The sequence below is a fragment of the Mesorhizobium sp. P160927 genome (assembly GCF_057766385.1).
On sequence record NZ_JBYMDW010000001.1, the window covers coordinates 6,045,357 to 6,070,000 of the forward strand.

General features: G+C 63.0%; 22 protein-coding genes, 1 tRNA gene and 2 rRNA genes (1 of these 25 only partly in view). 12 read left to right on the forward strand and 13 right to left on the reverse strand.

Going from position 1 to position 24,644, the window contains the following annotated elements:
- Window position 1: 1 nt before the first annotated feature.
- The 3 genes from AC3CB8_RS29625 to AC3CB8_RS29635 all read right to left on the reverse strand — a co-directional run bounded on the left by AC3CB8_RS29625 (window position 2) and on the right by AC3CB8_RS29635 (window position 3,334).
- On the reverse strand, window positions 2-907 hold the full coding sequence (locus AC3CB8_RS29625; protein WP_023770702.1) for a carbohydrate ABC transporter permease: 906 nt from the start codon (window positions 905-907) through the stop codon (window positions 2-4).
- A gap of 69 nt (window positions 908-976) precedes the next feature.
- On the reverse strand, window positions 977-2,293 hold the full coding sequence (locus AC3CB8_RS29630) for an ABC transporter substrate-binding protein (RefSeq protein WP_352565969.1): 1,317 nt from the start codon (window positions 2,291-2,293) through the stop codon (window positions 977-979).
- Window positions 2,294-2,653: 360 nt separating this feature from the next.
- Window positions 2,654-3,334 carry a TetR/AcrR family transcriptional regulator gene (locus AC3CB8_RS29635; protein ID WP_352565967.1) on the reverse strand — a complete coding sequence of 227 codons (681 nt, stop codon included), beginning with the start codon at window positions 3,332-3,334 and terminating at the stop codon, window positions 2,654-2,656.
- 136 nt (window positions 3,335-3,470) lie between these two features.
- On the opposite strand from AC3CB8_RS29635, the gene AC3CB8_RS29640 reads away from it, so the two are divergent.
- Genes AC3CB8_RS29640 through AC3CB8_RS29650 form a run of 3 tightly spaced genes read left to right on the forward strand, consistent with a single transcriptional unit; the run spans window position 3,471 to window position 5,963 of the window.
- Window positions 3,471-4,667 (forward strand): Tm-1-like ATP-binding domain-containing protein, encoded by a 1,197-nt coding sequence (locus AC3CB8_RS29640; protein WP_352565965.1) that lies wholly within the window; start codon window positions 3,471-3,473, stop codon window positions 4,665-4,667.
- 9 nt (window positions 4,668-4,676) lie between these two features.
- A complete protein-coding gene (locus AC3CB8_RS29645) occupies window positions 4,677-5,543 on the forward strand; it encodes a phosphoenolpyruvate hydrolase family protein (protein ID WP_352565963.1) in 867 nt (288 codons plus the stop codon).
- A gap of 3 nt (window positions 5,544-5,546) precedes the next feature.
- A complete protein-coding gene (locus tag AC3CB8_RS29650) occupies window positions 5,547-5,963 on the forward strand; it encodes a cupin domain-containing protein (RefSeq protein ID WP_023770706.1) in 417 nt (138 codons plus the stop codon).
- Window positions 5,964-6,155: 192 nt separating this feature from the next.
- Here AC3CB8_RS29650 and AC3CB8_RS29655 read toward each other — a convergent pair whose 3' ends face one another.
- Window positions 6,156-7,346: a M24 family metallopeptidase gene (locus tag AC3CB8_RS29655; RefSeq protein ID WP_352551796.1), complete on the reverse strand. Its 1,191-nt coding sequence runs from the start codon at window positions 7,344-7,346 to the stop codon at window positions 6,156-6,158.
- Between the two features lie 349 nt (window positions 7,347-7,695).
- On the opposite strand from AC3CB8_RS29655, the gene AC3CB8_RS29660 reads away from it, so the two are divergent.
- The 5 genes from AC3CB8_RS29660 (at window position 7,696) to AC3CB8_RS29680 (ending at window position 12,885) form a co-directional block, all read left to right on the forward strand.
- Window positions 7,696-9,306 (forward strand): ABC transporter substrate-binding protein, encoded by a 1,611-nt coding sequence (locus AC3CB8_RS29660; RefSeq protein WP_352565961.1) that lies wholly within the window; start codon window positions 7,696-7,698, stop codon window positions 9,304-9,306.
- Window positions 9,307-9,450: 144 nt separating this feature from the next.
- Window positions 9,451-10,437 (forward strand): ABC transporter permease, encoded by a 987-nt coding sequence (locus AC3CB8_RS29665; RefSeq protein WP_352565959.1) that lies wholly within the window; start codon window positions 9,451-9,453, stop codon window positions 10,435-10,437.
- A complete protein-coding gene (locus AC3CB8_RS29670; RefSeq protein ID WP_023793675.1) occupies window positions 10,434-11,264 on the forward strand; it encodes an ABC transporter permease in 831 nt (276 codons plus the stop codon). Before AC3CB8_RS29665 ends, AC3CB8_RS29670 begins: the two co-directional genes overlap by 4 nt.
- Window positions 11,261-12,112 carry an ABC transporter ATP-binding protein gene (locus AC3CB8_RS29675; RefSeq protein WP_352565956.1) on the forward strand — a complete coding sequence of 284 codons (852 nt, stop codon included), beginning with the start codon at window positions 11,261-11,263 and terminating at the stop codon, window positions 12,110-12,112. The genes AC3CB8_RS29670 and AC3CB8_RS29675 overlap by 4 nt, the downstream gene beginning before the upstream one ends.
- Window positions 12,109-12,885 carry an ATP-binding cassette domain-containing protein gene (locus AC3CB8_RS29680; RefSeq protein ID WP_352565954.1) on the forward strand — a complete coding sequence of 259 codons (777 nt, stop codon included), beginning with the start codon at window positions 12,109-12,111 and terminating at the stop codon, window positions 12,883-12,885. The genes AC3CB8_RS29675 and AC3CB8_RS29680 overlap by 4 nt, the downstream gene beginning before the upstream one ends.
- A gap of 36 nt (window positions 12,886-12,921) precedes the next feature.
- On the opposite strand, the gene AC3CB8_RS29685 is transcribed toward AC3CB8_RS29680, so the two are convergent.
- The 4 genes from AC3CB8_RS29685 to AC3CB8_RS29700 form a co-directional block, all read right to left on the reverse strand.
- Window positions 12,922-13,677 (reverse strand): ATP-binding cassette domain-containing protein, encoded by a 756-nt coding sequence (locus AC3CB8_RS29685; protein ID WP_352596564.1) that lies wholly within the window; start codon window positions 13,675-13,677, stop codon window positions 12,922-12,924.
- A complete protein-coding gene (locus AC3CB8_RS29690) occupies window positions 13,670-14,731 on the reverse strand; it encodes an ABC transporter permease subunit (protein WP_352565950.1) in 1,062 nt (353 codons plus the stop codon). The genes AC3CB8_RS29685 and AC3CB8_RS29690 overlap by 8 nt, the downstream gene beginning before the upstream one ends.
- Before the next feature lie 99 nt (window positions 14,732-14,830).
- Window positions 14,831-15,808 carry an ABC transporter substrate-binding protein gene (locus AC3CB8_RS29695; protein ID WP_015315618.1) on the reverse strand — a complete coding sequence of 326 codons (978 nt, stop codon included), beginning with the start codon at window positions 15,806-15,808 and terminating at the stop codon, window positions 14,831-14,833.
- A gap of 433 nt (window positions 15,809-16,241) precedes the next feature.
- Entirely contained in the window at window positions 16,242-17,147 is a 906-nt protein-coding gene (locus AC3CB8_RS29700) for a sugar-binding transcriptional regulator (protein ID WP_023770715.1), read from the reverse strand.
- A 274-nt stretch (window positions 17,148-17,421) separates the two neighbouring features.
- Here AC3CB8_RS29700 and AC3CB8_RS29705 point away from each other — a divergent pair, with 274 nt between their 5' ends.
- Both AC3CB8_RS29705 and AC3CB8_RS29710 read left to right on the forward strand, forming a co-directional pair.
- Window positions 17,422-18,330 carry a tagatose-bisphosphate aldolase gene (locus AC3CB8_RS29705; protein WP_023793668.1) on the forward strand — a complete coding sequence of 303 codons (909 nt, stop codon included), beginning with the start codon at window positions 17,422-17,424 and terminating at the stop codon, window positions 18,328-18,330.
- A 35-nt stretch (window positions 18,331-18,365) separates the two neighbouring features.
- Window positions 18,366-19,832, forward strand: a complete 1,467-nt coding sequence (locus AC3CB8_RS29710; protein WP_352565947.1) for an ROK family protein — start codon at window positions 18,366-18,368, stop codon at window positions 19,830-19,832.
- On the opposite strand, the gene AC3CB8_RS29715 is transcribed toward AC3CB8_RS29710, so the two are convergent.
- A complete protein-coding gene (locus AC3CB8_RS29715; protein WP_023781039.1) occupies window positions 19,816-20,427 on the reverse strand; it encodes an NAD(P)-dependent oxidoreductase in 612 nt (203 codons plus the stop codon). The two genes, AC3CB8_RS29710 and AC3CB8_RS29715, sit on opposite strands and share 17 nt — an antisense overlap.
- A gap of 36 nt (window positions 20,428-20,463) precedes the next feature.
- Window positions 20,464-21,102: a DsbA family protein gene (locus AC3CB8_RS29720; RefSeq protein WP_023781038.1), complete on the reverse strand. Its 639-nt coding sequence runs from the start codon at window positions 21,100-21,102 to the stop codon at window positions 20,464-20,466.
- 142 nt (window positions 21,103-21,244) lie between these two features.
- Here AC3CB8_RS29720 and AC3CB8_RS29725 point away from each other — a divergent pair, with 142 nt between their 5' ends.
- Window positions 21,245-22,162, forward strand: a complete 918-nt coding sequence (locus tag AC3CB8_RS29725; protein WP_023770718.1) for a LysR family transcriptional regulator — start codon at window positions 21,245-21,247, stop codon at window positions 22,160-22,162.
- Window positions 22,163-22,298: 136 nt separating this feature from the next.
- Window positions 22,299-22,616 (forward strand): DUF2251 domain-containing protein, encoded by a 318-nt coding sequence (locus tag AC3CB8_RS29730; RefSeq protein ID WP_023770719.1) that lies wholly within the window; start codon window positions 22,299-22,301, stop codon window positions 22,614-22,616.
- A 392-nt stretch (window positions 22,617-23,008) separates the two neighbouring features.
- On the opposite strand, the gene AC3CB8_RS29735 is transcribed toward AC3CB8_RS29730, so the two are convergent.
- The 3 genes from AC3CB8_RS29735 to AC3CB8_RS29745 all read right to left on the reverse strand — a co-directional run.
- Window positions 23,009-23,085, reverse strand: a tRNA-Met gene (locus AC3CB8_RS29735).
- A gap of 126 nt (window positions 23,086-23,211) precedes the next feature.
- Window positions 23,212-23,326 (reverse strand): 5S ribosomal RNA (gene rrf, locus AC3CB8_RS29740).
- 272 nt (window positions 23,327-23,598) lie between these two features.
- A 23S ribosomal RNA gene (locus tag AC3CB8_RS29745) occupies window positions 23,599-24,644 on the reverse strand; it runs 1,790 nt beyond the window's last position.

The window sequence follows — 24,644 nt, forward strand, 5'->3', positions numbered from 1 at the left end:
CTCAGCGCTCCTTCACCTTGTTGAGATACTTGACGTAGATGTTGGTGATCGCCAGCACCATGATCAGAACGATGTAGGCCATAGCGCAGGAGCGCCCGGTCTGCCATTCCTGGAACGCCATCTTGTAGAGCCGGATCGAGATCAGCTCGGCCGTCGGCTGGCTGGTCAGGATGTAGGCGAGATCGAAGGTCTTGAAGGCTTCCATGGTGCGGAAGATGACGGCGATCATCAGGATCGGCGCGACCAGCGGCAGGGTGATGCGGAAGAAGGTGTAGAACGGCCCGGCGCGGTCGATCGCGGCGGCCTCATAGAGATGCTTCGGCACCGCCGACAGTCCGGCCAGCGACAGCAGCATGACGAAGGGCGACCACATCCAGATATCCGTCAACGCAACAGCGTAGAGTGCCATCTTGGGATCGGCCAGCCACTCGAAATTGCCGAGCCCGAGCGCATAGTTGATAACTCCCCATGACGGGTCGTAAAGCAGTTTCCAGAATAGCCCGACCACCGCCATCGACAGCATCATCGGCAGCAGCAGCAGCGTGGTGATAAGACCCTTGAGCGGAATGTCCCGGTTGAGCAGCATCGCCACGCCGAAGCCGACAAGCAGCTGTCCGACGACCGAGACAATCACGTATTTCGCCGTGATGGCGAAGTTCGACCAGACATAGGGGTCGTTGAGCAGGTCGCGATAATTCTGCAACCCGACGAAATTCGCCGGCGCATTGGTCGACGCGCGGAAGTCGGTGAAGGAATAGCCGAGCGAGTAGATCAGCGGAAAAATGTTGAAGACGATCAGGAACAGAACCGTCGGGATGATGAAGAGATTGCGGATGGAGATATCGCTTAGGCCGCGTGCCGCGGCGCGCGTGGATCTGTCGAGGGTGGTGATCATCGTGGTCGCCAAGACCCTGCTCCCGGTTCAAGAAAAAGAAACGGAGGAGGCGACACCGCCCCCTCCGCGGGACATGAAGGATTATTGGACGCGGCCGTATTTCTTGAAGGTCGCGTTCCAGTCTCCAGCCAATGCGTCCAGCGTTTCCTTGGCGGTGCCACTGCCGCCGATCATGTAGGGATAAACGCGCTGGTTGAGCTGCTGCAGCAGTTCGGCATATTCCGGCACCGCCCAGAAGTCCTTCACCTTGAACATGGTCTCGTAGAAGGCCTTGTTGTAGGGCGTGGCGTTCTGGAACTCAGGCGACTTGAGCACCGCCTGGCTGCAGGTATAGCCGCCAAGGGCAGCCCACTTCTTCTGGGTCTCGTCCTTGATGAACCATTCGAGGAACTTCATCGCCTCGTCTTGCTTCTTCGAGTACGAGATGACGGAGATGCCTTGCCCGCCGAGTGCGGCGAACTGATCGCCATTTGGACCGGGAGGGTTGGCGAAGAAGCCGGTGTTCTTGGCATTCGGGTTCGACGCCTCGTTGATCAGCGAGGGGAAGAACGCGAAGAAGTTCATGCTCATCGCGGCCAGGTTTTCAGTGATTGCCTGGTTGTCCTCGACGAAGAACGATTTGGCCCAGCCCGGAGGCGTGAACTTGTAGAGCTCCTTGTAGGCATCGAGCGCGGCCACCGCCTTCTCGGAGTTGATGTGACCGTCGACCTTGTAGGTCGTGTAGTCGCCCAGCTCACCACCATAGGAGAACAGCGCGTTCTCGAAGCCCATCGCCATCGCGTCGTAGGAATTGTCGGTGTAGATGGCGATGCCGTATCTCTTCTGATCCGGCCGGTGGAAGAACTCGGCGATGTCGCGCAGCGCCTTGAAATCCTTCGGCACGTCGAGGTCGTAGCCGTATTTGGCCTTGAAGGCTTCCTTTTCCTTGGGATCTTCGAACCAATCCTTGCGATAGGACCAGCCGACGGCGTCGCCCTCAAGCGGGATCGCCCAGTATTTGCCGCTGTTGCCGGGATACTCGGCATAATATTTCACCGTCGCCGGTGCCATGACGTTGCCGAGATCATGCTTCTTGAAGAAGTCGGTCAGGTCGACGTAGTGGCCGCCGGTGGAGCCGGCGCCGAGCCACTGCGAGTCGCCGACGACCAGGTCATAGGCGTCGCCATGGGCGTTGAACTCGGTAAAGGCCTTGGTCTGGAAGTCGGACCAGGGCGTGGTCTCCACCGTGATCTTGACGCCGGTTTCCTTCTCGTACTCGTTGCCGAGTTCCTGCAGGTAATTGGCCGGATCCCATTCCGCCCAGAAGATGGTGAGCGACTTTTCCTGCGCGTAGACGGACGTTCCGCAGGCAAGCGTTAAGCCGATACCAGCAAGCATGCTGGTCACTAACTTGCGCATAATGATTTCCTCCCTTGTGCGCATTCTACCTTGTCGTACGAGCCGGCGACGGAGCCGGCCCTGGTAGTTCCTCCCGTGGTCGCGCTTTTCCGAATTCGGAGCCTCCTCGCTCTGTCCGGAAATGGATCGCAGCCCTCACTTTCGAACCGCTTATCTTCCTTGATCTGGTATTACCAATCCTGCAGCGACGTCAAGTCCTTTCTTGAACGGAGGGCTGGGCCGTTACCGTCCAAGTGGAGCTTTATCTGCCTGTTTTCCCATGATTTTCCTACTCAATGATACACATTGGCCTTGCCCCATGACCTTATTTTGGGCTAGGATCAGCGGTATGCAGGGAAATCTGGTCGAACCAGATTGGGACTATTCTGCCGCTCCTGAAGCAGACCCATCACCACCATAAGCCGACTCCGAGATTGCCGTGCGCACCAGCGCACTCGCCGCCCATTGCGCCACCGACATCGTCCGGCGGCTGTCCAGCCCCCATATATCCTTGAGCACGATCAGCACCTCCACGCCGAAGATCAGTGACAGCGCCTGCGCCAGCCGCTTGACGTCGCGCGGCGGCAAGCGGCCCTTGAGCGGCGTGAGCGCCTCCTTCAGCAATTCGACGCGATGGCCGCGCGTGAAGGCCGGCTCTCCGCCCAGCGTGCCCGCTTGGCGCCGCGCCCATTGATCGAGCGACAGCTTCAACGCAGCCTTGAATGTCGCCTCGAAGGCCTCGATGCGCGGCATGGCCGTGTCGAACAGTTCGGCGACGCGGCGCTCGGCATCGGCGGCGGTGGACTTCCAGGTCAAGATTGGCCCCAGCCCCTCGTCGACGACGGCCTGGACCAGGGCTGCCTGGCTGGGGAAATAGCGGTAGGCCGTGGCCCGGGAGACCTCGGCTGCCTCCGCGACCTCGCTGACGGAAGGCGTGGCACCCGCCTGCATCAGTCGCGTGGCCGTCTCCAGCATCAGCCGCTTTGTCCGCGCCCGCGGTCCGCGCTCGGCCCTCTCCCCGGCGTTGTCGTCCGTTGCGGGTTGTTGACGTGAGACATCCATGCCAATACGATACGCGCGTCTCAAAAATTTGCAATGGCAGCCCTTTTCCTGGAGTGGCCACGTTGACGCTCTACGGCGCACAAAGCTTTCTGATGAGCATCACCACCTTCGAACCAACCAACCGAGGGAGGCGCGGATGAAGCGCATCCATGTGGTGGGCACCGCCGACACCAAGGGCGAGGAACTCGCCTTCCTGGCCGATGCGATCGCCGCGACGGGGGCCGTCGTCTGCCGTGTCGATGTCGGCACGCGAGGCGCGACCGTGCCGGTCGACGTCTCGGCTGAGGAGGTAGCCGCTCATCACCCCGATGGCCGCGGTGCGGTGCTCGGCATCGACGACCGCGGCAGATCGGTTGCGGCAATGGCTGAGGCCTTCACGCGCTTTGTCCGGTCCCGCGACGACATATCGGGCATCATCGGCATTGGCGGCGGCGGAGGCACCTCGATCATCACAGCGGGCATGCGCGCGCTGCCGCTCGGTCTGCCCAAGCTCATGGTCTCGACGTTGGCCTCGGGCGACACGGCCCCCTATGTGGACGTGTCCGACATCATCATGATGCCATCGGTGACCGACATGGCAGGCCTCAACCGGCTGTCTCGTGTCGTGCTGCACAACGCCGCCCAGGCGATAGCGGGCATGGCGGTCAATCCGGCGCCTGCAGCGGACGGCAAGGCCTCGATCGGCCTCACCATGTTCGGCGTGACCACGCCTTGCGTGACGGCAATCGCCGAACACCTCCGCTCGACTTATGATTGCATGGTCTTCCATGCCACTGGCACTGGCGGCCGCAGCATGGAGAAGCTGGCCGACAGCGGTCTGCTGTCGGGTGTCGTCGACATCACCACAACGGAGGTCTGCGACCTGCTGTTCGGCGGCGTGCTGCCGGCGACGGAGGATCGTTTCGGTGCCATCGCCCGCACCAAGCTGCCCTATGTCGGCTCGGTCGGCGCGCTCGACATGGTCAATTTCTGGGCGCCATCGACCATTCCGGAGCATCATCGTGGTCGGCTGTTCTACGAGCACAATCCGAACGTCACGCTGATGCGCACGACCGCGCGGGAATGCCGCGCGATCGGCGAATGGATCGGCACAAGGCTCGCCCACTGCGAAGGCCCGGTGCATTTCCTGATCCCGGAAAATGGCGTTTCCGCGCTCGACATCGAAGGCGGCCCCTTCTTCGATCCGGAAGCCGACGCAGCTCTGTTCGGAGCCATTGAGCGCACCATCAGGCCGGGTGCGACGCGCCGCGTCACCCGCCTGGCGCTGCACATCAACGATCCGGACTTTGCCAAGGCGGCGGTCGCGGCCTTTCTCGACATCGCCAGACAGTGAGACCCAGACATGCCAACCATACCACGCAAGGACATACTGAAGAAGTTCCGGGGAATGATCGACAAAGGCGTGCCGATCGTCGGTGGCGGCGCCGGCACCGGTCTGTCTGCCAAGGCCGAGGAGGCCGGCGGCATCGACCTCATCATCATCTACAATTCCGGCCGCTACCGCATGGCTGGCCGCGGCTCGGCCGCCGGCCTGCTCGCCTATGGCAACGCCAACGAGATCGTCAAGGAGATGGCCTATGAGGTGCTGCCGGTGGTCAGACACACGCCGGTGCTGGCCGGCGTCAACGGCACCGATCCCTTCGTCATCATGCCGCTGCTGCTGGCGGAACTGAAGACGATGGGGTTTTCCGGCGTTCAGAACTTTCCCACCATCGGCTTGTTCGACGGCCAGATGCGACAGAGTTTCGAAGAGACCGGCATGGGCTTCGGCCTAGAGGTGGACATGATCGCCGAGGCACACAAGCTCGACCTCCTGACCACGCCCTATGTCTTCAACCCCGAAGAAGCGCGCGCCATGACCAAGGCGGGCGCCGACATCGTTGTCGCCCATATGGGCGTGACCACCGGCGGCTCGATCGGCGCCACCTCGGCCAAGTCGCTCGACGACTGCGTCGTGGCCATCGACGCCATTGCCGAGGCGGCGCGCTCAGTGCGCAAGGATGTCATCCTGCTTTGCCATGGCGGCCCGATCTCGATGCCCGACGATGCCCGCTACATCCTCTCCCACGCCAAGGGCCTGCACGGCTTTTATGGCGCAAGCTCGATGGAACGGCTGCCGGCGGAAGCCGCGATCGCCAGGCAGACGGCGGACTTCAAGGCGGTGACGCTCGGCGGTGAGAAGACCGCCAAGAAAAAGATGGGACAATGAGAGATGGCCGACAAGAGCAAGGTGTTTGTCTACCCGAAGGACGTCAGCGCCTTCGGCTTCGATTGGGGAAAACTCTCCTTGACGGTGGCACCTGAAGTGAACGGCGCGACCCGCTTTTCCGGCGGCGTCGTCGACCTGCCCTCGGGCAAGGGCCATACCCGCCACAACCATCCGGGTGCGGAAGAGATCATCTTCGTCATCTCGGGCCATGGCGAGCAGATGGTGGAGGACGAGAAGGGCAATCCGGTGGTCGAGAAAGTCGGCCCCGGCTGCACCATCTATGTGCCGGAAAGCCGCTTCCATTCGACGCTCAACACCGGCGACGGGCCGATGCAGTTGTTCGTCGTCTATTCGCCGGCCGGGCCGGAACTGGGTCTGCGCGAACTGCCGGATTTCAGGCTGATCCCGCCGCGCAGTTGATCAACCTATTCTGCTGGAGGCAGCGCCGCCTCTCATTGTCCTGCCGGACATTTCTCCCCGTATACTGACGGGGAGAAAGGTGCTGTCATCGACGCTTTCGCCAATTGCCAGTGCTGAGGCTGCTCCCTTCTCCCCGTTCTACGAAGAGAAGGTGCCCGAAGGGCGGATGAGGGGCAGCGCCGCCCTCCAAAATCAGGCCGTCCCACCCCTATTCCATCCCCGGCCCCGATCGCCAAACATCACGTACCCGCTCTCGGTCACCGCCAGCGTATCCTCCAGCTTGATGAAGCCGCGCGTCGGGTGAAGCATTGTGGTCTCCACGGACAGCACCATGTTTTTCTCCAGCGGCTTGGCCGCATAGGTGCCTTCATAGGTCACCGGGTGGTTGGTCATCAGGAACGGCGCCTCGTGCGTGATCAGCCCCATGCCGTGGGCGAAGAAATCCGTATAGGGCGCGACCTTGGATGTCTTCAGCACACCCTCGGCGTAAGCAATCATGTCGCCGCCAAGCGTGCCGGCTTTCACCTTGGAGAACGCCGCCTGCTGCACGGTTTCGACCTCGGCCAGCAGATCCTCGAGCTCGGCATCGGGTTCGCCCAGAATGCCCATCCTGCAGAGATCGCCAATATAGCCGTGATAGTTGCCGCCGGAATCGATCGACAGCACTTCGCCCTTCTTCCACGCTTGCGGGGAGGTGGCGCGGTTATGGCTGGAGCCCAGCGTCAGCAGGCAATATTCGAAATGCGCACCACGATTGGTCTCTTCGCGCCTGATCTGCTCGATCAACTCGGCCTTGGTCGTGCCCTCGCGCGCCCAAGCGATGGTCGCCAGCATGGAATCGGTGATCAGCTCGGAGGCCATGCGAAGCTTCTCCAACTCCGCGTCGGTCTTGATGGCACGCATACGTTCCAGCATGTCGGTCGCATCGATCAGCTTCGCATCGGGCAATGCCTTCCGGATCAGCGCATAAGCGTCCGAAGGCAGGAAACCGGGCTCGATACCGATGCGGGCATCGCCCTTGCCGATCTTCCTGACATGCTCGACGGCAAGATTGGCGGCGTCGAGAGTGCCCCAGCAGGCGGCATGCAGCGTCGGCGTCCAGAACGGGTGGTTCTGGTGCTCGCCGCCTTCCATGCGGTTGGCGATATAGGCAGCATGATCCGGCCCGCCCTTCTCGTAGACCACGATCGGCAAATAGCGGCTGTGGCCGATCGCATCCATGGCGGCGAAGAAGATGAACTTGTAGCCGCCCAGCAGATATTGCGTATTGTGCTTGGAGGTCGCGAGCAGCACGTCGATGCCGGCCTCATCCATCAGCCGGTCGACCCTGGCCTGCTCGAACGGGATATTGCTGACGGCACTCTTGCCTGGCGCAATGTTCATCACTCTCTCCCTGAATTGCCCGGGACCGGCGCTGTTCGCATCCGATCCCCGGCTCGCGATCAAATCTGCACTATTTTTCACGCTCTGGTCTAGCCAGAATGTTCACGAACACAACGTTCGGTGGTCACCCAAGCGTCACTTGTGCGCATATCCGCTAATCTGGTCCTACCACCCAGTCGAATTGACTGGGCTTGTGCTAAACTGGTCCAGCGGACGGAAATTTCAAAGCCAAGCAAGGATGCGCCAATTCCGTCTCTGGCGAAACCCTCGGCAAGGCCCATAATGCCGATGCGCGCGCCGACGTTCGAGGTCGCGCCGGGTCGGGTGGAGGAGAGGACGGAGTTCGATCATGTCAGGTTTCACGATTTCCAGACGCACCATGCTTACCGGGTCGGCACTGCTGCTGGCCACCACCGCCATGCCGGCCCTGGGCTGGACGCAGACGCCAAAGAAGGGCGGACGGCTCGTGATTGCCGCCGATTCCGAGCCGCGCAATCTCAACCCGGCGATCGTCGCCTCCAACGGCGTGTTCTTCATCTCCAGCAAGATCGTCGAGACGCTGGCCGAAGCCTCCTTCGAGGCCAAGGACGGGCTCGCGCCTCGGCTGGCGGTGAGCTGGGAAGGTGCCGCCGACGGGCTCTCGGCGACCTTCAAGCTGCGCGAAGGAGTCAAATGGCATGACGGCAAGCCGTTCACCTCGGCCGACGTCGCCTTCTCGGCGTTGCAGATATGGAAGCCGCTGCAGAATCTCGGCCGGACCGTGTTCAAGGACCTCAGCACGGTCGAGACACCAGACGATCTGACCGCCGTGTTCAAATTCGCCAAGCCGACGCCGTTCCAGCTGATCCGCAACGCCTTGCCGGCGCTGTCGAGCGTGGTGCCGAAGCACATCTACGAAGTCGGCAAGATCGAGGACAACCCTGCCAACAACGCACCGATCGGTACGGGTCCGTTCAAGTTCGGCGAGTACAAGGCCGGCCAGTATTACCGGCTGACGAAGAACGCCGACTACTGGGGCAAGGACGAGCCCTATCTTGACGAGATCATCTATCAGGTCCTGCCCGACCGTACCTCGGCCGCCGCCGCGCTGGAGGCCGAGGAAATCCAACTCGCGGCTTTCTCGGCCGTGCCGCTGGCCGATCTCGACCGCATCTCCAAGGTTCCCGGCCTGAAGGTCATCACCAAGGGCTATGAGGGCCTCACCTACCAGCTCGTGGTGGAGATCAACCATCGCCGCAAGGAATTGGCCGACCTCAAGGTGCGTCAGGCCATCGCGCACGCCATCGACAAGGACTTCGTCGTCAAGACAGTGTTCCTCGGCTACGCCGCCACGGCGACCGGGCCGGTGCCGAAGAACGATCCGCAATTCTACACCGCCGACGTGCCGATCTATGCCTTCGATGTCGCCAAGGCCAACGCGCTGCTCGACGAAGCCGGTTATAAGAAAGGCGCCGACGGCAACCGCTTCTCGCTCAGGCTCTTGCCTGCCCCCTATTTCAACGAGACGAAACAGTTCGGCGACTACCTGCGCCAGGCGCTCGCGGCAATAGGCATCGACGCGCAGCTGGTCAACAACGACTCGGCCGCCCACATCAAGGCGGTCTATACCGACCACGCCTTCGACCTCGCGGTCGGCCCGCCGGTTTTCCGCGGCGACCCGGCGATCTCGACCACCATCCTGGTGCAGAGCGGCATTCCCGATGGCGTGCCGTTCTCCAACCAGGGTGGCTACAAGAATGACGCGCTCGACGCCCTGATCACCAAGGCCTCCGAGACGCTCGACACCACGGCGCGCACCGACCTCTACAAGGAGTTTCAGAAGCAGGTCGCGGCCGACCTGCCGCTGATCAACGTCGCCGAATGGAGCTTTATCAGCGTCGCCAGTGACAAGGTCGGCAACATCGCCAACAACCCGCGCTGGGCGGTGTCGAACTGGGCGGACACGTATCTGGAATCGTGACAGACTTGCGCGGATGAGAGTTCGCGAGGAAAAACATCGGCAGCAGCCAATCTACCTCCTTGAGGGGGAGATGTCCGGCAGGACAGAAGGGGGCCCCTGGGCTCGACATTTCCTTATGTCCTTTATCGCGCATTCGAGGTCCGCATGAATCGCGCCCTCGTCCTCCTGCGCCGTCGCCTCGTCGGCAGCATCTTCGTACTCTTGATCGTCGTCATCGGCACCTTCGTGCTGCTCGAAGCAGCGCCCGGCGATGCGGTCGACGCCTACATCGTCTCGACCGGCGGCGACGCCGGCATGATCGAGCTGTTGCGCCACCGCTGGGGTCTCGATCAGTCGGAGCTGACGCGGCTCGCCAACTACCTCTGGGCACTGCTGCATCTCGATCTCGGCCGGTCCGTCACTTTTTCCCGACCGATCCGCGATGTCATCCTCGAGCGACTGCCGACCACGCTCTTCCTGATGGTCAGCGCCACCGCGCTCTCCTTTGGCCTCGGCTCGGCGCTCGGCATCTATGCCGGCGCCAGGCCAGGCAGCTTCCGCGACCGTTTTCTCTCCGTCGCCTCGCTGGCGCTCTACGCAGTGCCCGGCTTCTGGCTCGGCCTGGTGCTGATCGTGATCTTCGCCGTCGACCTGCGCTGGCTGCCGATCGGTGGCGTCGAAACCCTGGCCTCGGACAAGACCGGCCTCGACCGCGCCGCCGACATCGCCGTCCATCTGGTGCTGCCGGTTTGCGCACTCGGTTTCATCTATCTGGCGCTCTATCTGCGCATGATGCGCGCCGGCATGGCCGAGGCCTGGCGCCAGGATTTTGTGCTGGCCGCCCACGCCAGGGGGTTATCGCGCCGCCGCATCGTGCTCGCTCATGTCGCCCGCAATGCGCTGCTGCCGCTGGTCACCATGCTCGGCCTGCAGTCGGCGCAGATGCTCGGCGGCAGCGTCGTCATCGAGAGCGTCTTTGCGGTGCCGGGCCTCGGCCGGCTGGCGCAGGAAGCGGTGGCCGCGCGCGACACGCCGCTGCTGCTCGGCATCATTCTTACCAGCGCCGTCCTGGTCATCGTCATCAATCTTGTCGTCGACATTGCCTATGCCTTCCTTGACCCGCGCGTCGGCGCCAGCGGGGCCGGTGCATGAGCCGTCTGCGCCGCTTTCTGCGCACGCCCGAGGCGGTCGCCGGTGCCATCATCCTGGCGGCGCTTTTCGCCATGGCGCTGTCGGCCTCGCTGCTGTTTCCCGGGGACCCGCAAGCCATTGCCGGCGCGGCGCTGCTGCCGCCCTTCCGGGATTGGTCGCTGCCGCTCGGCACCGACCGGCTCGGCCGCGACGTGTTGGCCGAGCTGTTCCACGGCGCCCGTACGTCGCTGGCGGTCGGTCTGGCCGCTGCGGCCGCGGCACTCGCCGTCGGCGCGGTGATCGGCACGCTGGCCGGTTTCGCCGGCGGCCTGATCGACGAGGTGCTGATGCGCATCACTGACGCTTTCCAAACCGTGCCGGGCTTCCTGCTGGCGCTGGCCTTCGTCAGCGTGGTTGGGCCCTCGCTCGGCGTCGTCGTCATGGCAATAGCGCTCGGCACCTGGACGGGACCGGCGCGGGTCGCCCGCGCGGAAGTCCTCTCCATTCGCGAACGCGACTATGTCGCCAGTGCCCGTGTCATTGGCATGCATCCCCTGGAAATCGCCTTTCGCGAGGTGCTGCCCAATGCCTTGCCGCCGATGTTGGGGATGTCATCGGTGATCGTCGCCGCCGCGATCCTCACCGAAGCAGCCCTGTCTTTTCTTGGTCTTGGCGACCCCAACCGGGTTACCTGGGGTGGCATGATCGCGGAAGGTCGCGCTGTCTTGCGCACCGCCCCGTTCCTCTCGATCGTCCCGGGCATTGCGCTGGTGCTGACTGTGCTCGGCGTCTATCTCGCCGGCGAAGGCATCGTCGAAACGACGGCGGTACGCGGGGGCCTGTCGTGACGGTATTGGCGTCGATCCGAGATTTGACGGTGACCTACCGCCGTGATGGCACCGAGGTCGCCGCGCTGAAGAACATTATTCTCGATATCCAGGCAGGCGAACGGCTGGCCATCATCGGTGAAAGCGGTTCGGGCAAGAGCACGCTGGCGCTGGCGATCGCGGGATTGTTGCCGGCGAGCGCCAGGATTGAGGGGAGTATCGACTGGCAGACCTCGAAAATTCAAATGTCGCATTCCCTCGAGCCGGAACGCGAACCTTTCCTGCTTCATGACAATATCCCCCTCGGCGGCCGCGATATCGGCTTCGTGTTCCAGGACCCATCAGCCAGCCTCGACCCGGTGATGACCGTGGGCAAGCAGATTGCCGAGGTGTTGCGCACCCATCTCAACCTTGACTGGCACCGGTCCTTTGCCAAAGCCAAAACCCTTCTCGAACGCGTCCGCTTGCCCGACCCCGATTCCGCCCTGCGTGCCTTCCCGCATCAGCTTTCCGGCGGCCAGAAGCAGCGCGTGGCGATTGCCGCCGCGATTGCCGCCGGGCCGAAACTGCTGATCGCCGACGAGGCGACCAGCGCGCTCGACACCATCGTGCAGGCCGAGATCGTCGATTTGATTCGACGGCTTGTGGCCGAGGACGGCATGACGCTGCTGTTTATCAGCCATGACATTGCGCTCGCCGCCGAGCTTGCCGCACGCATCGCTGTGTTCCGCCACGGCCAGGTCGTGGAGTTTGGCAAGACCGAGCAGATTGTCGAAGCCCCGACGCAAGCCTATACCCGCGCGCTGCTCGACGCCCATATCGGCCTCGACGCCGAGCCGCTGCTGCACCGAAGCAGGCTGAATGCATGAGCCTGCTGACAGTGTCCAATCTCACCAAACGCTATAGTCGCGGCGGCACGACCCTTGCTGCGGTGGACGATGTCTCCTTTCATATCGAGCCCGGCGAAACGCTGGCGCTGGCAGGCCCTTCCGGCAGCGGCAAGTCGACCATCGCGCGGCTGGCGCTGCGCCTGATCGAGCCGGATGGCGGACGCATTGAATTCGAAGGCGATGATTTCCTGGCTCTGGGCGGCTCGGCACTTCGAGCCCGTCGCGCGCGCCTGCAAATGGTGTTCCAGGATCCGCTGGCCGCCTTCAATCCGCGCGCCACGGTGGCGCGCGTCCTCGATGATCCCTTGCGCATTCATGGCGTCGCCCCGCGCTCGGAGCGCCCGCGCCGCATCGCTGCCCTGCTGGAGCGGGTCGGCCTGGCGGCCGATCTCGCGCCCCGCGCAATCCATGAAATCTCCGGCGGTCAGCGGCAGCGTGTGGCGATTGCCCGCGCCATCGCCACGAAGCCGCCGCTGATCGTGCTTGACGAAGCGGTGTCGGCGCTCGACGTCTCGGTGCGCAGCCAGATCCTCGATCTCCTGCTCGACCTGCAGCGCGAGGAACGGATCGCCTATCTCTTCATTTCGCATGATCTTGGCGTCGTCCGGGCGGTCGCCCACCGCGTCATCCTTCTCGATGCCGGGCGGATTGCCGAGAGCGGCGATGCCCGAACCGTTATCGACGCGCCGCGATCGGCCATCGGCAAGGCACTGGTCGCGGCTGCGCCTAGACTGAACAGGAACAGACCATGATCCGGTCTTCGAACAAGATCATGCCGACAGGACGGCCTACCCCCCAACCATCAACCTGACGACCTCGTCATGGTTGGTCTCGGAAATCTTGCGCTCGCCGGCCTGGACGCCGCGGCGCAGCACGACGATGCGGTCCGAGACCGCGAAGATATCCTGCAGATTGTGCGAGATGAAGATCACGCCGCGTCCCTGCGCCTTGAGCTGGTGGATGAGCGAGATCACCTTGCGCTGTTCCGGCACGCCAAGTGCCGCGGTCGGTTCGTCCATGATGAGGATCTGCGCATCCCAGTAGACGGCACGGCCGATGGCGACGGCCTGGCGCTGGCCGCCGGAGAAATTGCTGACCGGGGCGTTCATCCGGCTGACGTGGAAATCCAGTCGCTTCATCGTCTCCCTGGCCGCCTCGGCCATGGCCTTGCGGTCGAGCACCGGCAGGAAGCCGAACGCCTTGCACATCGGTTCGCGGCCAAGGAAAATGTTGGCGCCGATCGACAGATTGTCGGCGAGAGCCAGATCCTGATAGATCGTCTCGATGCCCTTTTCGCGCGCCTCCTGCGGCGTCGCGAATGCCACCTGCTGGCCGCCGAGCAGGATTTCGCCGCCTGTCGGCTGGAACACGCCCGAGATCGCCTTGATCAGCGTCGTCTTGCCTGCGCCATTATCGCCGGCCAGCGCCACCACTTCGCCTGGCCGCACGGCCATGGAGAAATCGTTGAGCGCGCGCACGGCGCCGAAATGCTTGGACAGGTTGCGGACCTCGAGCAAGGGGGTGTTCTGGTCGGTGCTATTCATCCTGGCGGCCTCCACTGAACCGGCGCTGCGCCTGGTCTATGAGCACGGAAATGATGATGACGACGCCGACGGCGATGAACTGCCAGAACGGCTCGACATTGACGAAGACCAGCCCGTACTGGATGACCGCGATCACCAGCGCGCCGGCGACCGTGCCCAGGATGGTGCCGGAGCCACCGAACAGGCTGGCGCCGCCGATGACGACCGCCGCGACGCTGTCGAGCAGCAGTGGCTCGCCGGCTTGCGCCGCACCGGCGGTGAAGCGCGCCGCGTAGAGCGCCCCGCCAAGACCGGCGCACATCGCCGACAGCACATAGAGCCGCAATATGTGGCCCCTGATATCGATGCCGGCGCGCCGCGCCGCCTGCACATTGGCGCCGATGGCATAATTGTGCTGGCCGAACCGCGTCTGGCTGAGCAGATAATGCATCACGACGACGAAGACGGCGGCGATCATGACCAGGTAGGGCACGCCATGGAACTTGCCGTTGCCGAGCAGCGCGAACCAGGAATTCTGCACCGGCACCGTCGTGCCGCCGGCAAGCAGGAAGGCAACGCCGCGCGCGACGCCGAACATGCCGAGCGTGCCGATGAACGGCGGCACCCTGAGGCGCGAGATCAGCAGGCCATTGATGATGCCGGGCAAGCCGGCGACGATCACCGCGGCGAGGATGCCCGCCAGCATGGCCAGCGGCAAGGGAACGGCGGCGCCCGCCATATTGGTGGCATGCGCGGCAACGACGGCGGCAAGGCCCATGATGAAGCCGAGCGACAGATCGATACCGCCAGAAATGATGACGAAAGTCTGTCCGGTCGCAAGCAGCAGCGGCGCTATGGCGAAGATCGCGATGGATTGCAGGTTGAAAGGGTTGAGCACGAACGTCGCGCCGAAGGCGAACCTCGACCATGCTTCGAAGCAGATGATCAGACCGGCAAGGAACAACCAGGCTCGCCCTTCGGCGATGCGTCCGATCAGGCTCCTGGCCGGATCGCCATGATCGGCCTGGGGGGCGACATGCTTCTCGGCCGACTGGGCTGGTGATGTCGATGTCATGAATACTCCGCGGCGCGGCTGTGTTCAAACAGGCCCCGCCTCTGGGAACCCGGCACGAGCTCCCCCCGGCGGACCGGGAGGAGCCAAGCTCGTCTTGACCTACTCGGAGTAGAGATACTTCGAGATGTTCGGGTCGGCGATGTTGGACTTGTCCATGATCGTGAAGCCGGTGCCGATCGTGACCGGGATTGAATGGCCGGTCAGGTGGGCATAGGCCGAGACGACGCCGAAGTAGCCGATCTCGGCGGGATGCTGGGCGATCGCCACGTCCACCAGGCCGGTGTTGATGTTGTCGACGATGCTGGTCGGTGCATCGAAGGCGACGACCTTGACGGTGCCGCTCTGCCCGGCCTGCTTGACGCCGTTGGCCGCACCCAGCGCGGAGAACAAATTGGCCCCGAACACACCGACCAGATCGGGATTGCGCGCGAAGACGGCCTGCAGCTGCGAGGCCGCCTTGTTGGCGTCATCGTCATTGAATTGCGTCTCCAGCACGGTGATGCCCGTATGCTTGGCCATCTCCTTCTTGAAGCCTTCTTCGCGCTGGTCGGTGGTCGAGATGCCGGGCTTGACGTTCGACACATAGACCTTGCCCTTGTCGCCGACGGCGGTGGCAAGCGCACGCGCGGCGATCTCGCCGCCCAGAACGTTGTCCGAGGCAATGTAGGCCAGCGGGAAATCGGCATCCCCAGCACCCGTCTGGTAGACGCCGCTACCGATGAAAGTATCGACTGTTATGACCGGAATGCCGGCGTCGTTGGCCTTGCGCAGCGGCTCGACCAGCTGGACCTTATCGGTCGGCGCGATCAGGATCGCATCCGGTTTCTTGGCGATGACCGCGTCGAGCACCGGCACTTGGGTGACCGGGTTGAAGTCCGGAGCACCCTGGAAGACCAGGTTCACGCCGAGCGCGTCGGCGGCCGCTTGGGCACCCTTGCGCATGGTAATGTAAAAGCCGTCGGTGGTGAGGCCCGGAATGAGCGCAATGGTGTATTTTTTGTCCTGCGCCTGCGCGGGCGCCATCAGCACCGTCGCGCTGACGGCAAGCGCCGCGAGCGCGGCAACGATCTTCTTCATGACATCCTCCTCATTGTTGGCAGTTCTGCCGTTTCGGTGACATTGGAATGGCCGTTATCCGCTCAGGGGCAGGATGCCGACGGCCGGAACGCCTGTTTGCTTTCGCGGGCAGCTCCTCCCAAGCGCCCTCCAGTCTAAATATCAGCCGGTCGAGCCGACCGGCACAATCCCCGTGCTCACTTTCCTCGCCTCCGCGAGGTCAGGGGACCATCGCGCCAGGCATGCCTGCACGGCGGATCGGCAGTTTGTAACACTTTGCAGAAATAAATTGCAACTCGGTTTTTCCGGGGCCGCAACGCCGGCTTTTCCAGACGCCATCTGACTGCTCCTCCGAGCTCCTGCGGACTATCGTCCCGACTCCGCGGCGACACAATCGATTTCGCAACGGCTTCTCTCCGCACCGACAGCGCCGCATCAGTCGACATATCCGCCGCTATCGCGTTGCAAGAACCGCGAGGATGGCCTGCGCCGTCTTGGTATCCGTCACCAGCGTGTTGATGAGCCCAGAACGAACGGCGCCGATGATTGCCGTCGCCTTCTCCGGCGAGGCTGCGACGCCGATCACCAGCGGTACGGCGCGAAGCTGCGCTGGCGACATGGCGATCATCCTGCTCTCCCCTTCCCAGGCGATCAGGGCGCCTTCCGCATCGAAATAATGGCGAAGGACGTCGCCAGCCGCATGGACCAGCGCCTGCTCGGTCGGCGTGGCGGCACTCGCCTCGGGTGGGTTGATGGCGTGCGGCAGGCCAATGCCGACGATCGCGACGTCGGTCCTGTCCCACAGCGCGACGGCATCGCGGATGGTGGCGTCTCCGAGGAAGACCTCTCGCAGTTCGCTGGACGGCATATAGGGCGCATGGATAAAGTGCGGTTTCCCGCCAAACTCTTCGGCGGCGAGCCGCACGAATTCATTGACCTGGAAATGCGCCGCGTGCTGCTGCATGCCGCCCGTAGCGGCCACAGTCAGCACGCCCGGCATACGCGGCAGACCGGCTCGGATGACCTCGCGCACGGCGCGCCCCCAGCCGATGGCGACCACGGAGCCGGCCACCAGTTGTGCCTGCCTGAGCAAAGCGCCTAGCGGGGCGGAAAGCGCCGTCAGCGCGCCGGCCCCCGGCGTCTCGACAACGGCGGCGTCCCGCAATTTCAATCCGTCGACAAGCTGCCTGGTAATATCCTCCGGCGTCGCCAGGTCGATCACCTCGATGCGCACGATACCTTCCGCCCGCGCCCGTTGCAGCAGGCGCGAAATCGTCGCGGTGGAGACACCGAGCTGCCGCGCTATGTCGACCTGCGACATCTCCTCCACATAGTGCAACTTGGCAACCGTGTGCAGCATCGTGCGCGATGCGGTCGCGTCCTGGACGGAGGGAACAGACAGCTTGCAATTCCTTTCAGCAACGTGTTACACCCGTATAGGCCGATGCGAGTTATCGCGCAAATCCGGTGAACTCGCAACTTTTGGGGACACCAGCCAAGCGCCGGCCAGGCTGCTTATCCCAGCAGCCGGCGATGCATCAGGCGGCAACTCTTCCTGCCGGCAGGCGGGCGAACTGACATTTATTTCCACGGGATCAGCGCCTCGGCGCGCCAACATCGGACAGAAGAAAACCATGACCAAGATGACCACCGCGGAACTGCGCGGCTACCAGCAGATATGCGGCAAGGATGGAGCCATGGTGGCCATCGCTTGCGACCAGCGCGGCGGCATGCGCACCTTGTTGGCGTCGGACCCCGCGGACCAGGCCAGGATCACCAACGACATGCTCGGCGACACCAAGGCCGACATCACGCGCTACCTCGCGAGCGCGGCGTCCTGCGTGCTGCTCGACCCGCTCTGCGCGGTGCCAAGGGTTGTCGACGACGGCGTGCTGAACCGCGATACCGCACTCCTCATCGGTCTCGACGCGTCCGGTTTCGACGTCTCGCCGGAGGGCTATCGGCTGTCGCGGCTGGTCCCCGGCATCGATGCGCGGCGCGTGCGCGAATTGGGCGGCACCGGCGGCAAGATCATGGTGTATCTGCGGGCCGACAAGCCTGAAGCCAACGAGCACAACATCGCCATTCTGCGCCAATGCATCACCGACTTCGGCAAAGAAGACCTGCTGCTCGTCGTCGAATTCCTGACCTATCAGCTCGAAGGGGAAAGCCCCGAGGACTATGCGGCCAAGACGCCCTGGCTGGTCGAGGAGGGTACGAGGATTTCGCTGGAATGCGGCGCGAAGGTGCTGAAGCTTCCCTACCCCGGAACGCCGGAAGCCTGCGCCAACATCACTGAAATGGCCGGCGAAGTGCCGTGGGCCGTACTTTCGGCCGGCGTCAACCACGCCACTTTCCTTGGCCAGGTCGAGATCGCCATGCAAAATGGCGCCTCCGGCGTCATCGCCGGCCGATCGCTGTGGAAGGACTGCATCTCGCTCGATCGTGACATTCAGCGCGAAAGGCTTAAGACCATCGCGGTGCCGCGACTGCGAGAGATCCAGGCGGTGATCGGGCGCTATCGGCAGAAGGCTGCCGCCTGATATCCATCTTTGATCGCCGACACGTGCAGGACGTCATGCCACAAAAGTCCATGGCCATAGGGATCGATATCGGCGGCACCAATTTGCGTGCCGCCCGCATCTCGGGCAGCGGTGAAATCCTCGAACGCCTTTCCGAAAAGAGCGCGCCTGACCCGGAGCTGGTGCTTGGCCGCGTCGCCGACATGGTGCGCCTTCTCGATACGCCTGATGTGGCGGCCATCGGCGTCGGCGTTCCCGGCCGCGTCGACGCGCGGCGCGGCGCGGTGCTGTCGGGCGGCTATGTCAACCTCGCTTCGGTCGCGCTCGCGCAGCGGCTGGAAAGCATGACCGGCAAGCCTGTCATCGTCGACAATGACTGCAACATGGCGCTGGCCGCCGAGATGGCGCTTGGCGCCGGCCAGGGCCACGACAGCATCGCCATGTTCACCATCGGCACCGGTATTGGCGGCGCCGTTGTCCAGAACCGACGGATCATGCGCGGCCGGGCAACGGCGGGGCAACTGGGGCACATCACCGTCGACGTCAACGGCGAACTCTGCGCTTGCGGGCGGCGCGGCTGTGTCGAAACCACCAGTTCGGGTACGGCGCTCGGCCGTCACATAGCGCGGGCTGGCCTTGGTCCCGAGGTTTCGGTCGACCAGCTTTTTGCCCGCGACGCCGCCGGCGACATCCAGGCTCGCGGCATACTGGCAGCCTGGGCAAAACCGCTGCGCGCGGCGATCGATACCACCGTTGCCCTGTTCGACCCCGACCTCGTGCTGCTTGGCGGCGGTCTTGGCCGGGCCGCACACAAAGCGCTTGGCCACGCGCCGGCGCTGGCGCCGTGGTACCAGTGCCCGGTGGCGCCGGCGGGGCTCGGCGACGACGCCGGAGTGATCGGCGCCAGTCTCCAGGCGCTTTCGGCACCGGCATCGCTTTCCGTTCAGCCCGGCCGCGCCAGACGCGCCGTGCTCGTCAACGGCATCCCGGCCAGCGGCAAGAGCACGGTGTCACGCGGCATCGCCGATCGTATGGGATGGCCGCTGCTCGCGCTCGATACGGTCAAGAACCCGTTTCTCGAAGTGCTCGGCGGCGCCGACCGCGAATTCAATCGCACGCTCGGCCGCGCGAGCTACCAGGCAATCTGGTCGCTCGTCGGCGACGCCCCGGCCGGCAGCACCTTCATCGTCGATGCCTGGTTCGGCTTCCAGCCGCGGCAAGCGCTCGAGGATCACCTGCGCAACGCTGGCGTCGAAGACACGGTCGAAATCTGGTGCCACGCGCCGGGCGAAGTTCTGGCCGAACGCTATGGCGCCCGGCTCGGTCAGCGCCTGCCAGGACATCCCGGCGCTGCCTATATCCCCGAATTGATCGAACTGGCCAAGCGCGCCGAACCGCTGCGGCGCGGGCCGCTCTTCGACGTCGATACCACGCAGCCGATCGACTTCGACGCCATCGCCGCATGGCTCCGAGCGACCTTGGCCGGCGACGCGTCGGTCAATTCAATCAATAACCGACGGTGAAGCGCTGCCTGACATGCGTCGGCTTCTCGATCTCGTCGACCATGGCGATAGCATAGTCCTCGAAGGAGATGCTGCTACCCTTATCCGAGGCGAGAAGCGTGTCCTTGCCAACGCGGAACTTGCCGGTGCGCTCACCTGGGACGAACATCGCGGACGGAGACAGGAACGTCCAGTCGAGGTCGCTGACTGTCTTCAACTTGTCCAGGTAGTCGGCGCCCTTCTGTGCCTCGGCCTTGTAGATCGCAGGAAATTCGGCGGTGTCGACCAGACGCTTGCCGGGCGCGACTTCGAGACTGCCCGCGCCGCCCACGACGAGATAGCGCTTTACGCCCGAGGCACGCACCGCGGCGATCAGCATATCGGGGTCGCTATCCAAGAAATGCACCGCGCTGATCACTGCATCATGGTCGCGGATCAACTCGGCAAGGCCTTCCTTATCGAAGACATCGCCCTTCTTGGCGGTCACGCCGGGCAGCGCGGCAATCTTTTCAGGGCTGCGGGCGATACCGGTGACCCTGTGGCCACGATCGGAGAGTTCCTGGAGTATGCGCGAGCCGACAGCGCCGGATGCACCTATGAGAGCGACGTTTGCCATGTTCTTTTCCAGTCCTTGTTGGAGGTCAGTTGGGGATCACGCCGCCGCGATATGGGCGACAAGATTGTCAAAGCTGCCGAACAGCGCGTTCGAACCGATGAGCCGAGGCGCTTCGTTGCGAATGACCGCCAGCGAAGGCACGCCGTTGGCATGCAAGCGATGGAACAGCGCGCGGCCACGATTGACCAGCTCGAGGTGCCACGTCAGCAAGGTTTCGGTCGGGCTCTTCAGGATCGCGGCGGCATCCATCATGCCAGCACCAGCGAGCACCGCAGCCACGCCTTCTACAGTCACGATATCGCGACCGTCGACATAGCGCGCACGTTGGATTGCCTTGAGCGCGGTCCACCGGCGGCTTGGGTCTTCCAGGCCGGCGGCGCTGATGCCGAGGGTCGCGGCATGCGAGTCCAGCAAGCTGCCACGGATGCCGAGGACATTGTGCTGATAGGCCAGCGTGAACGCTTGTCCGGTCAGACGCTCGATACGCTGGTCGTTCGCCCAGGCGTGAGCGGCAAAACCTTCATCCATCGGCCTCGCGCCCGCACCCGAAAACAGGCCGGTCGGCAGCAATTCGACGCTCACGCCGCTGGTAGCCAATTTGTCCAGCATCGGGGCGGCGCCGTAGCACCAGCCGCAGAGCGGATCGAAAAGATAAATCACATCCGAATTGCTCATGATTGCCTGGAGATCCCTTGGCGCGGCGTGGAGCGGTCTGGATTGTCAAAAACTGTTGCTCGTATGTGGCAGACAACGACCTTGCGATAAACACCATCCAATAATACAGACTGTCTGATCTATTCATACAAAAGCGATCGCCGTGGCTGACCTGCTGAACCTCAATCGACTCGTCTACTTCACCACCGTGATGGAGACTGGCTCCTTCACATCGGCGGCCGACCGGCTTGGCGTCGCCAAAGCCGTGGTCAGCCATCAGATTGGCAAGCTCGAGGAGGAATTGGGCGCGACACTCATGCGACGCACGACGCGGCGTGTCGCGCCGACCGAAGAGGGACGCCTCTTCTACGATCGTGCGATGATAATTCTGCGGGAAGCGGAGGCCGCCTATGGCGAGCTTTCGCGCGCGGCCGTCGAACCGGCGGGAATGTTGAGACTGACGGCACCGCTCGACTACGGCACGAAGATGGTCGCGCCGGTCATCGCCGCCTATCTGAGAACTTATCCGCATATGCGCGTCGACGTGATCTTCGACGACGCGGTAAGCAATCTGGTCGACGAGCAGATCGACCTCGGCATTCGCGTCGGCTGGCTTGCTGATTCCTCCAACCAGACGCGGCGCCTGGGCACGATACGGCAGATCGTGGTGGCAAGCCCTGCGTTCGCCGCAGGCCTGCCGCAGGGCGTGAGCCCGCGGCAGGCGCAATCGCTGGCCTGGGTCGGAAACGCCCAGCTTCGCGGCGTCGGCCAATGGCTGTTTTCCAGGGATGGCGACAAGGTGCTGACCGAACTCAACCCGGTCATCACCTGCGACAAGAGCCCGGCTGCCCATGCCTGCGTGCTTGCCGGCATAGGGCTGGGTGTGTTTCCCGACTACAGCGTCAGCGACGACATCGCCGAGGGGCGGCTGGTGCCGGTCTTTGCCGACTGGGCCTTGCCCACCGGCGGCATCCACGCCGTCTTTCCGCCGGCAAGGTTCCGGCCTGCCAAGGTGCGCGTGTTTGTGGACCTGCTCGCCGCCGCCGAGAGAAAGCGATCGCGCGGCAGTGCCGTGGCGTGAATGTAGCCGCCGCAGAAGGTCGGCAAAAACTTACATCAGACTCATAAGCGCGGCGCCACGGGCGCATTGAGGCGAGTTGGATCAGGGCGAGGAAGTTGGCGGCTCGCGTTGGCCAAGTTTGCGAGGAGGAGCAGCTATGATCGATGTCTACGAAACCGCGACTGACGACCTAGGGCGGTTCGGGGCAGTATTCGAAAGAGATGACGAAACAGCATACTTCTATTTGCTCGACATGAGAAAGCAGGAGGGCAAACGGATCATCTCCGCATTCAATGCCAAAGCAGTGACCGACTTGCCTGCTGACACGCCCGTTTCGATCCGGTGGAGCTCATCTGTGGCGGCAGTCGGGCTGTTCGTTGACGGCGCATTGTCAGCCATCTTTGATCTGCGCACAGCTGATCCGGTAGGCCGCTGGGCCGATCTCGAGGATAGTCACCTTTTCGCGGTGCATTGAACCAGAGCCCTCCGGGGCCGACCGTCTCCCGTTTTATGAGTTCACGACCTAAAACGGTTCTGATCCGGATAGGCAACGGTGCCCCGACTTGGACCCATACGACCGTCTTTTTTGATGTTTTCTTCTGGGGTTTTGTTGGCTTGGTTTTGGGGGCGGCTGATGGGTTCAAGTTTCTGTCCGGCAAGTTTCTGTCCGGCATGACAGCGGAACGCGAACGGCCCGCCAGGTTTGAACCTGGCGGGCCGTTATTGATTGGTTGCGGGGACAGGATTTGCGTTTTCTGTCCCGCGGCGTCGGCTCCGCCTCCTTGCGGGGCCCTGATGACAGGTAAAATCGCCGGCTGCCACAGCAAAATACAAAAGAGCCCGCACGAGGGCGGGCTCTTTTGTATTTGGTTGCGGGGACAGGATTTGAACCTGTGACCTTCAGGTTATGAGCCTGACGAGCTACCGGGCTGCTCCACCCCGCGTCATATTCCTCACCGCCAAATGAAAGGGCCGCTTTCGCGGCCCGTGATCCCGTTGGCGGGCCTGTACGTAGAGAGAAGATTTCACTGTCATCCGATTGGATGAGAGTTTGAACGTGCGTTTTGCAGACCTGGCAGCGACCTACTCTCCCGCGTCTTGAGACGAAGTACCATCAGCGCTGGAGCGTTTCACGGCCGAGTTCGGAATGGGATCGGGTGCAGCCGCTCCGCCATAACCACCAGGTCGGCAAAACGCACGTTATTCGAGAAGCTTTTGAGCGAAGAAGCATAAGAGACATCGACAGCGGAGCTGTCGGTGCCTCTCGGGGCTGTTCGCTGGTCTTAATTGTGCCTTTACGGTTCTTTTGGTCCTGGCGCCTTTCGAAGCGAAGCTTCGCAAGGTCGACCGACCGTCGGCGCTGATGCGCCGCACCCACGTAGCGCCGCCCGCGGGGCGGAACAAGCGTGAGTGAGAACAGACCATCTGATTTTGTCAGATGGGCATAAGGAATGAGAACGATCAAGCCGATCGAACTATTAGTACCGGTAAGCTTCAAGCGTTGCCGCTCTTCCACACCCGGCCTATCAACGTGGTCGTCTTCCACGGTTCTCAGGGAATACTCGTTTTAAGGTGGGTTTCCCGCTTAGATGCCTTCAGCGGTTATCCCGTCCGGATATAGCTACCCTGCTATGCGGCTGGCGCCACAACAGGTCCACCAGAGATCCGTCCATCCCGGTCCTCTCGTACTAGGGACAGATCCTTTCAATATTCCTACACCCACGGCAGATAGGGACCGAACTGTCTCACGACGTTCTGAACCCAACTCACGTACCGCTTTAAATGGCGAACAGCCATACCCTTGGGACCTGCTCCAGCCCCAGGATGCGATGAGTCGACATCGAGGTGCCAAACAACCCCGTCGATATGGACTCTTGGGGGTCATCAGCCTGTTATCCCCGGCGTACCTTTTATCCGTTGAGCGATGGCCCTTCCACGCGGGACCACCGGATCACTATGACCGACTTTCGTCTCTGCTCGACTTGTCAGTCTCGCAGTCAGGCAGGCTTATGCCATTGCACTCAGCGAACGATTTCCGACCGTTCTGAGCCCACCATCGCGCGCCTCCGTTACTCTTTAGGAGGCGACCGCCCCAGTCAAACTACCCACCATACATTGTCCCGGACCCGGATAACGGGCCGCGGTTAGACATCCATAGTAATAAGGGTGGTATTTCAAGGGTGGCTCCACCTGAGCTGGCGCCCAGGTTTCAAAGCCTACCACCTATCCTACACATGCCACTACGAATGCCAATGTAAAGCTATAGTAAAGGTGCACGGGGTCTTTCCGTCTAACCGCAGGAACCCCGCATCTTCACGGGGAATTCAATTTCACTGAGTCTATGCTGGAGACAGCGGGGAAGTCGTTACGCCATTCGTGCAGGTCGGAACTTACCCGACAAGGAATTTCGCTACCTTAGGACCGTTATAGTTACGGCCGCCGTTTACTGGGGCTTCGATTCAGAGCTTGCACCCCTCCTCTTAACCTTCCAGCACCGGGCAGG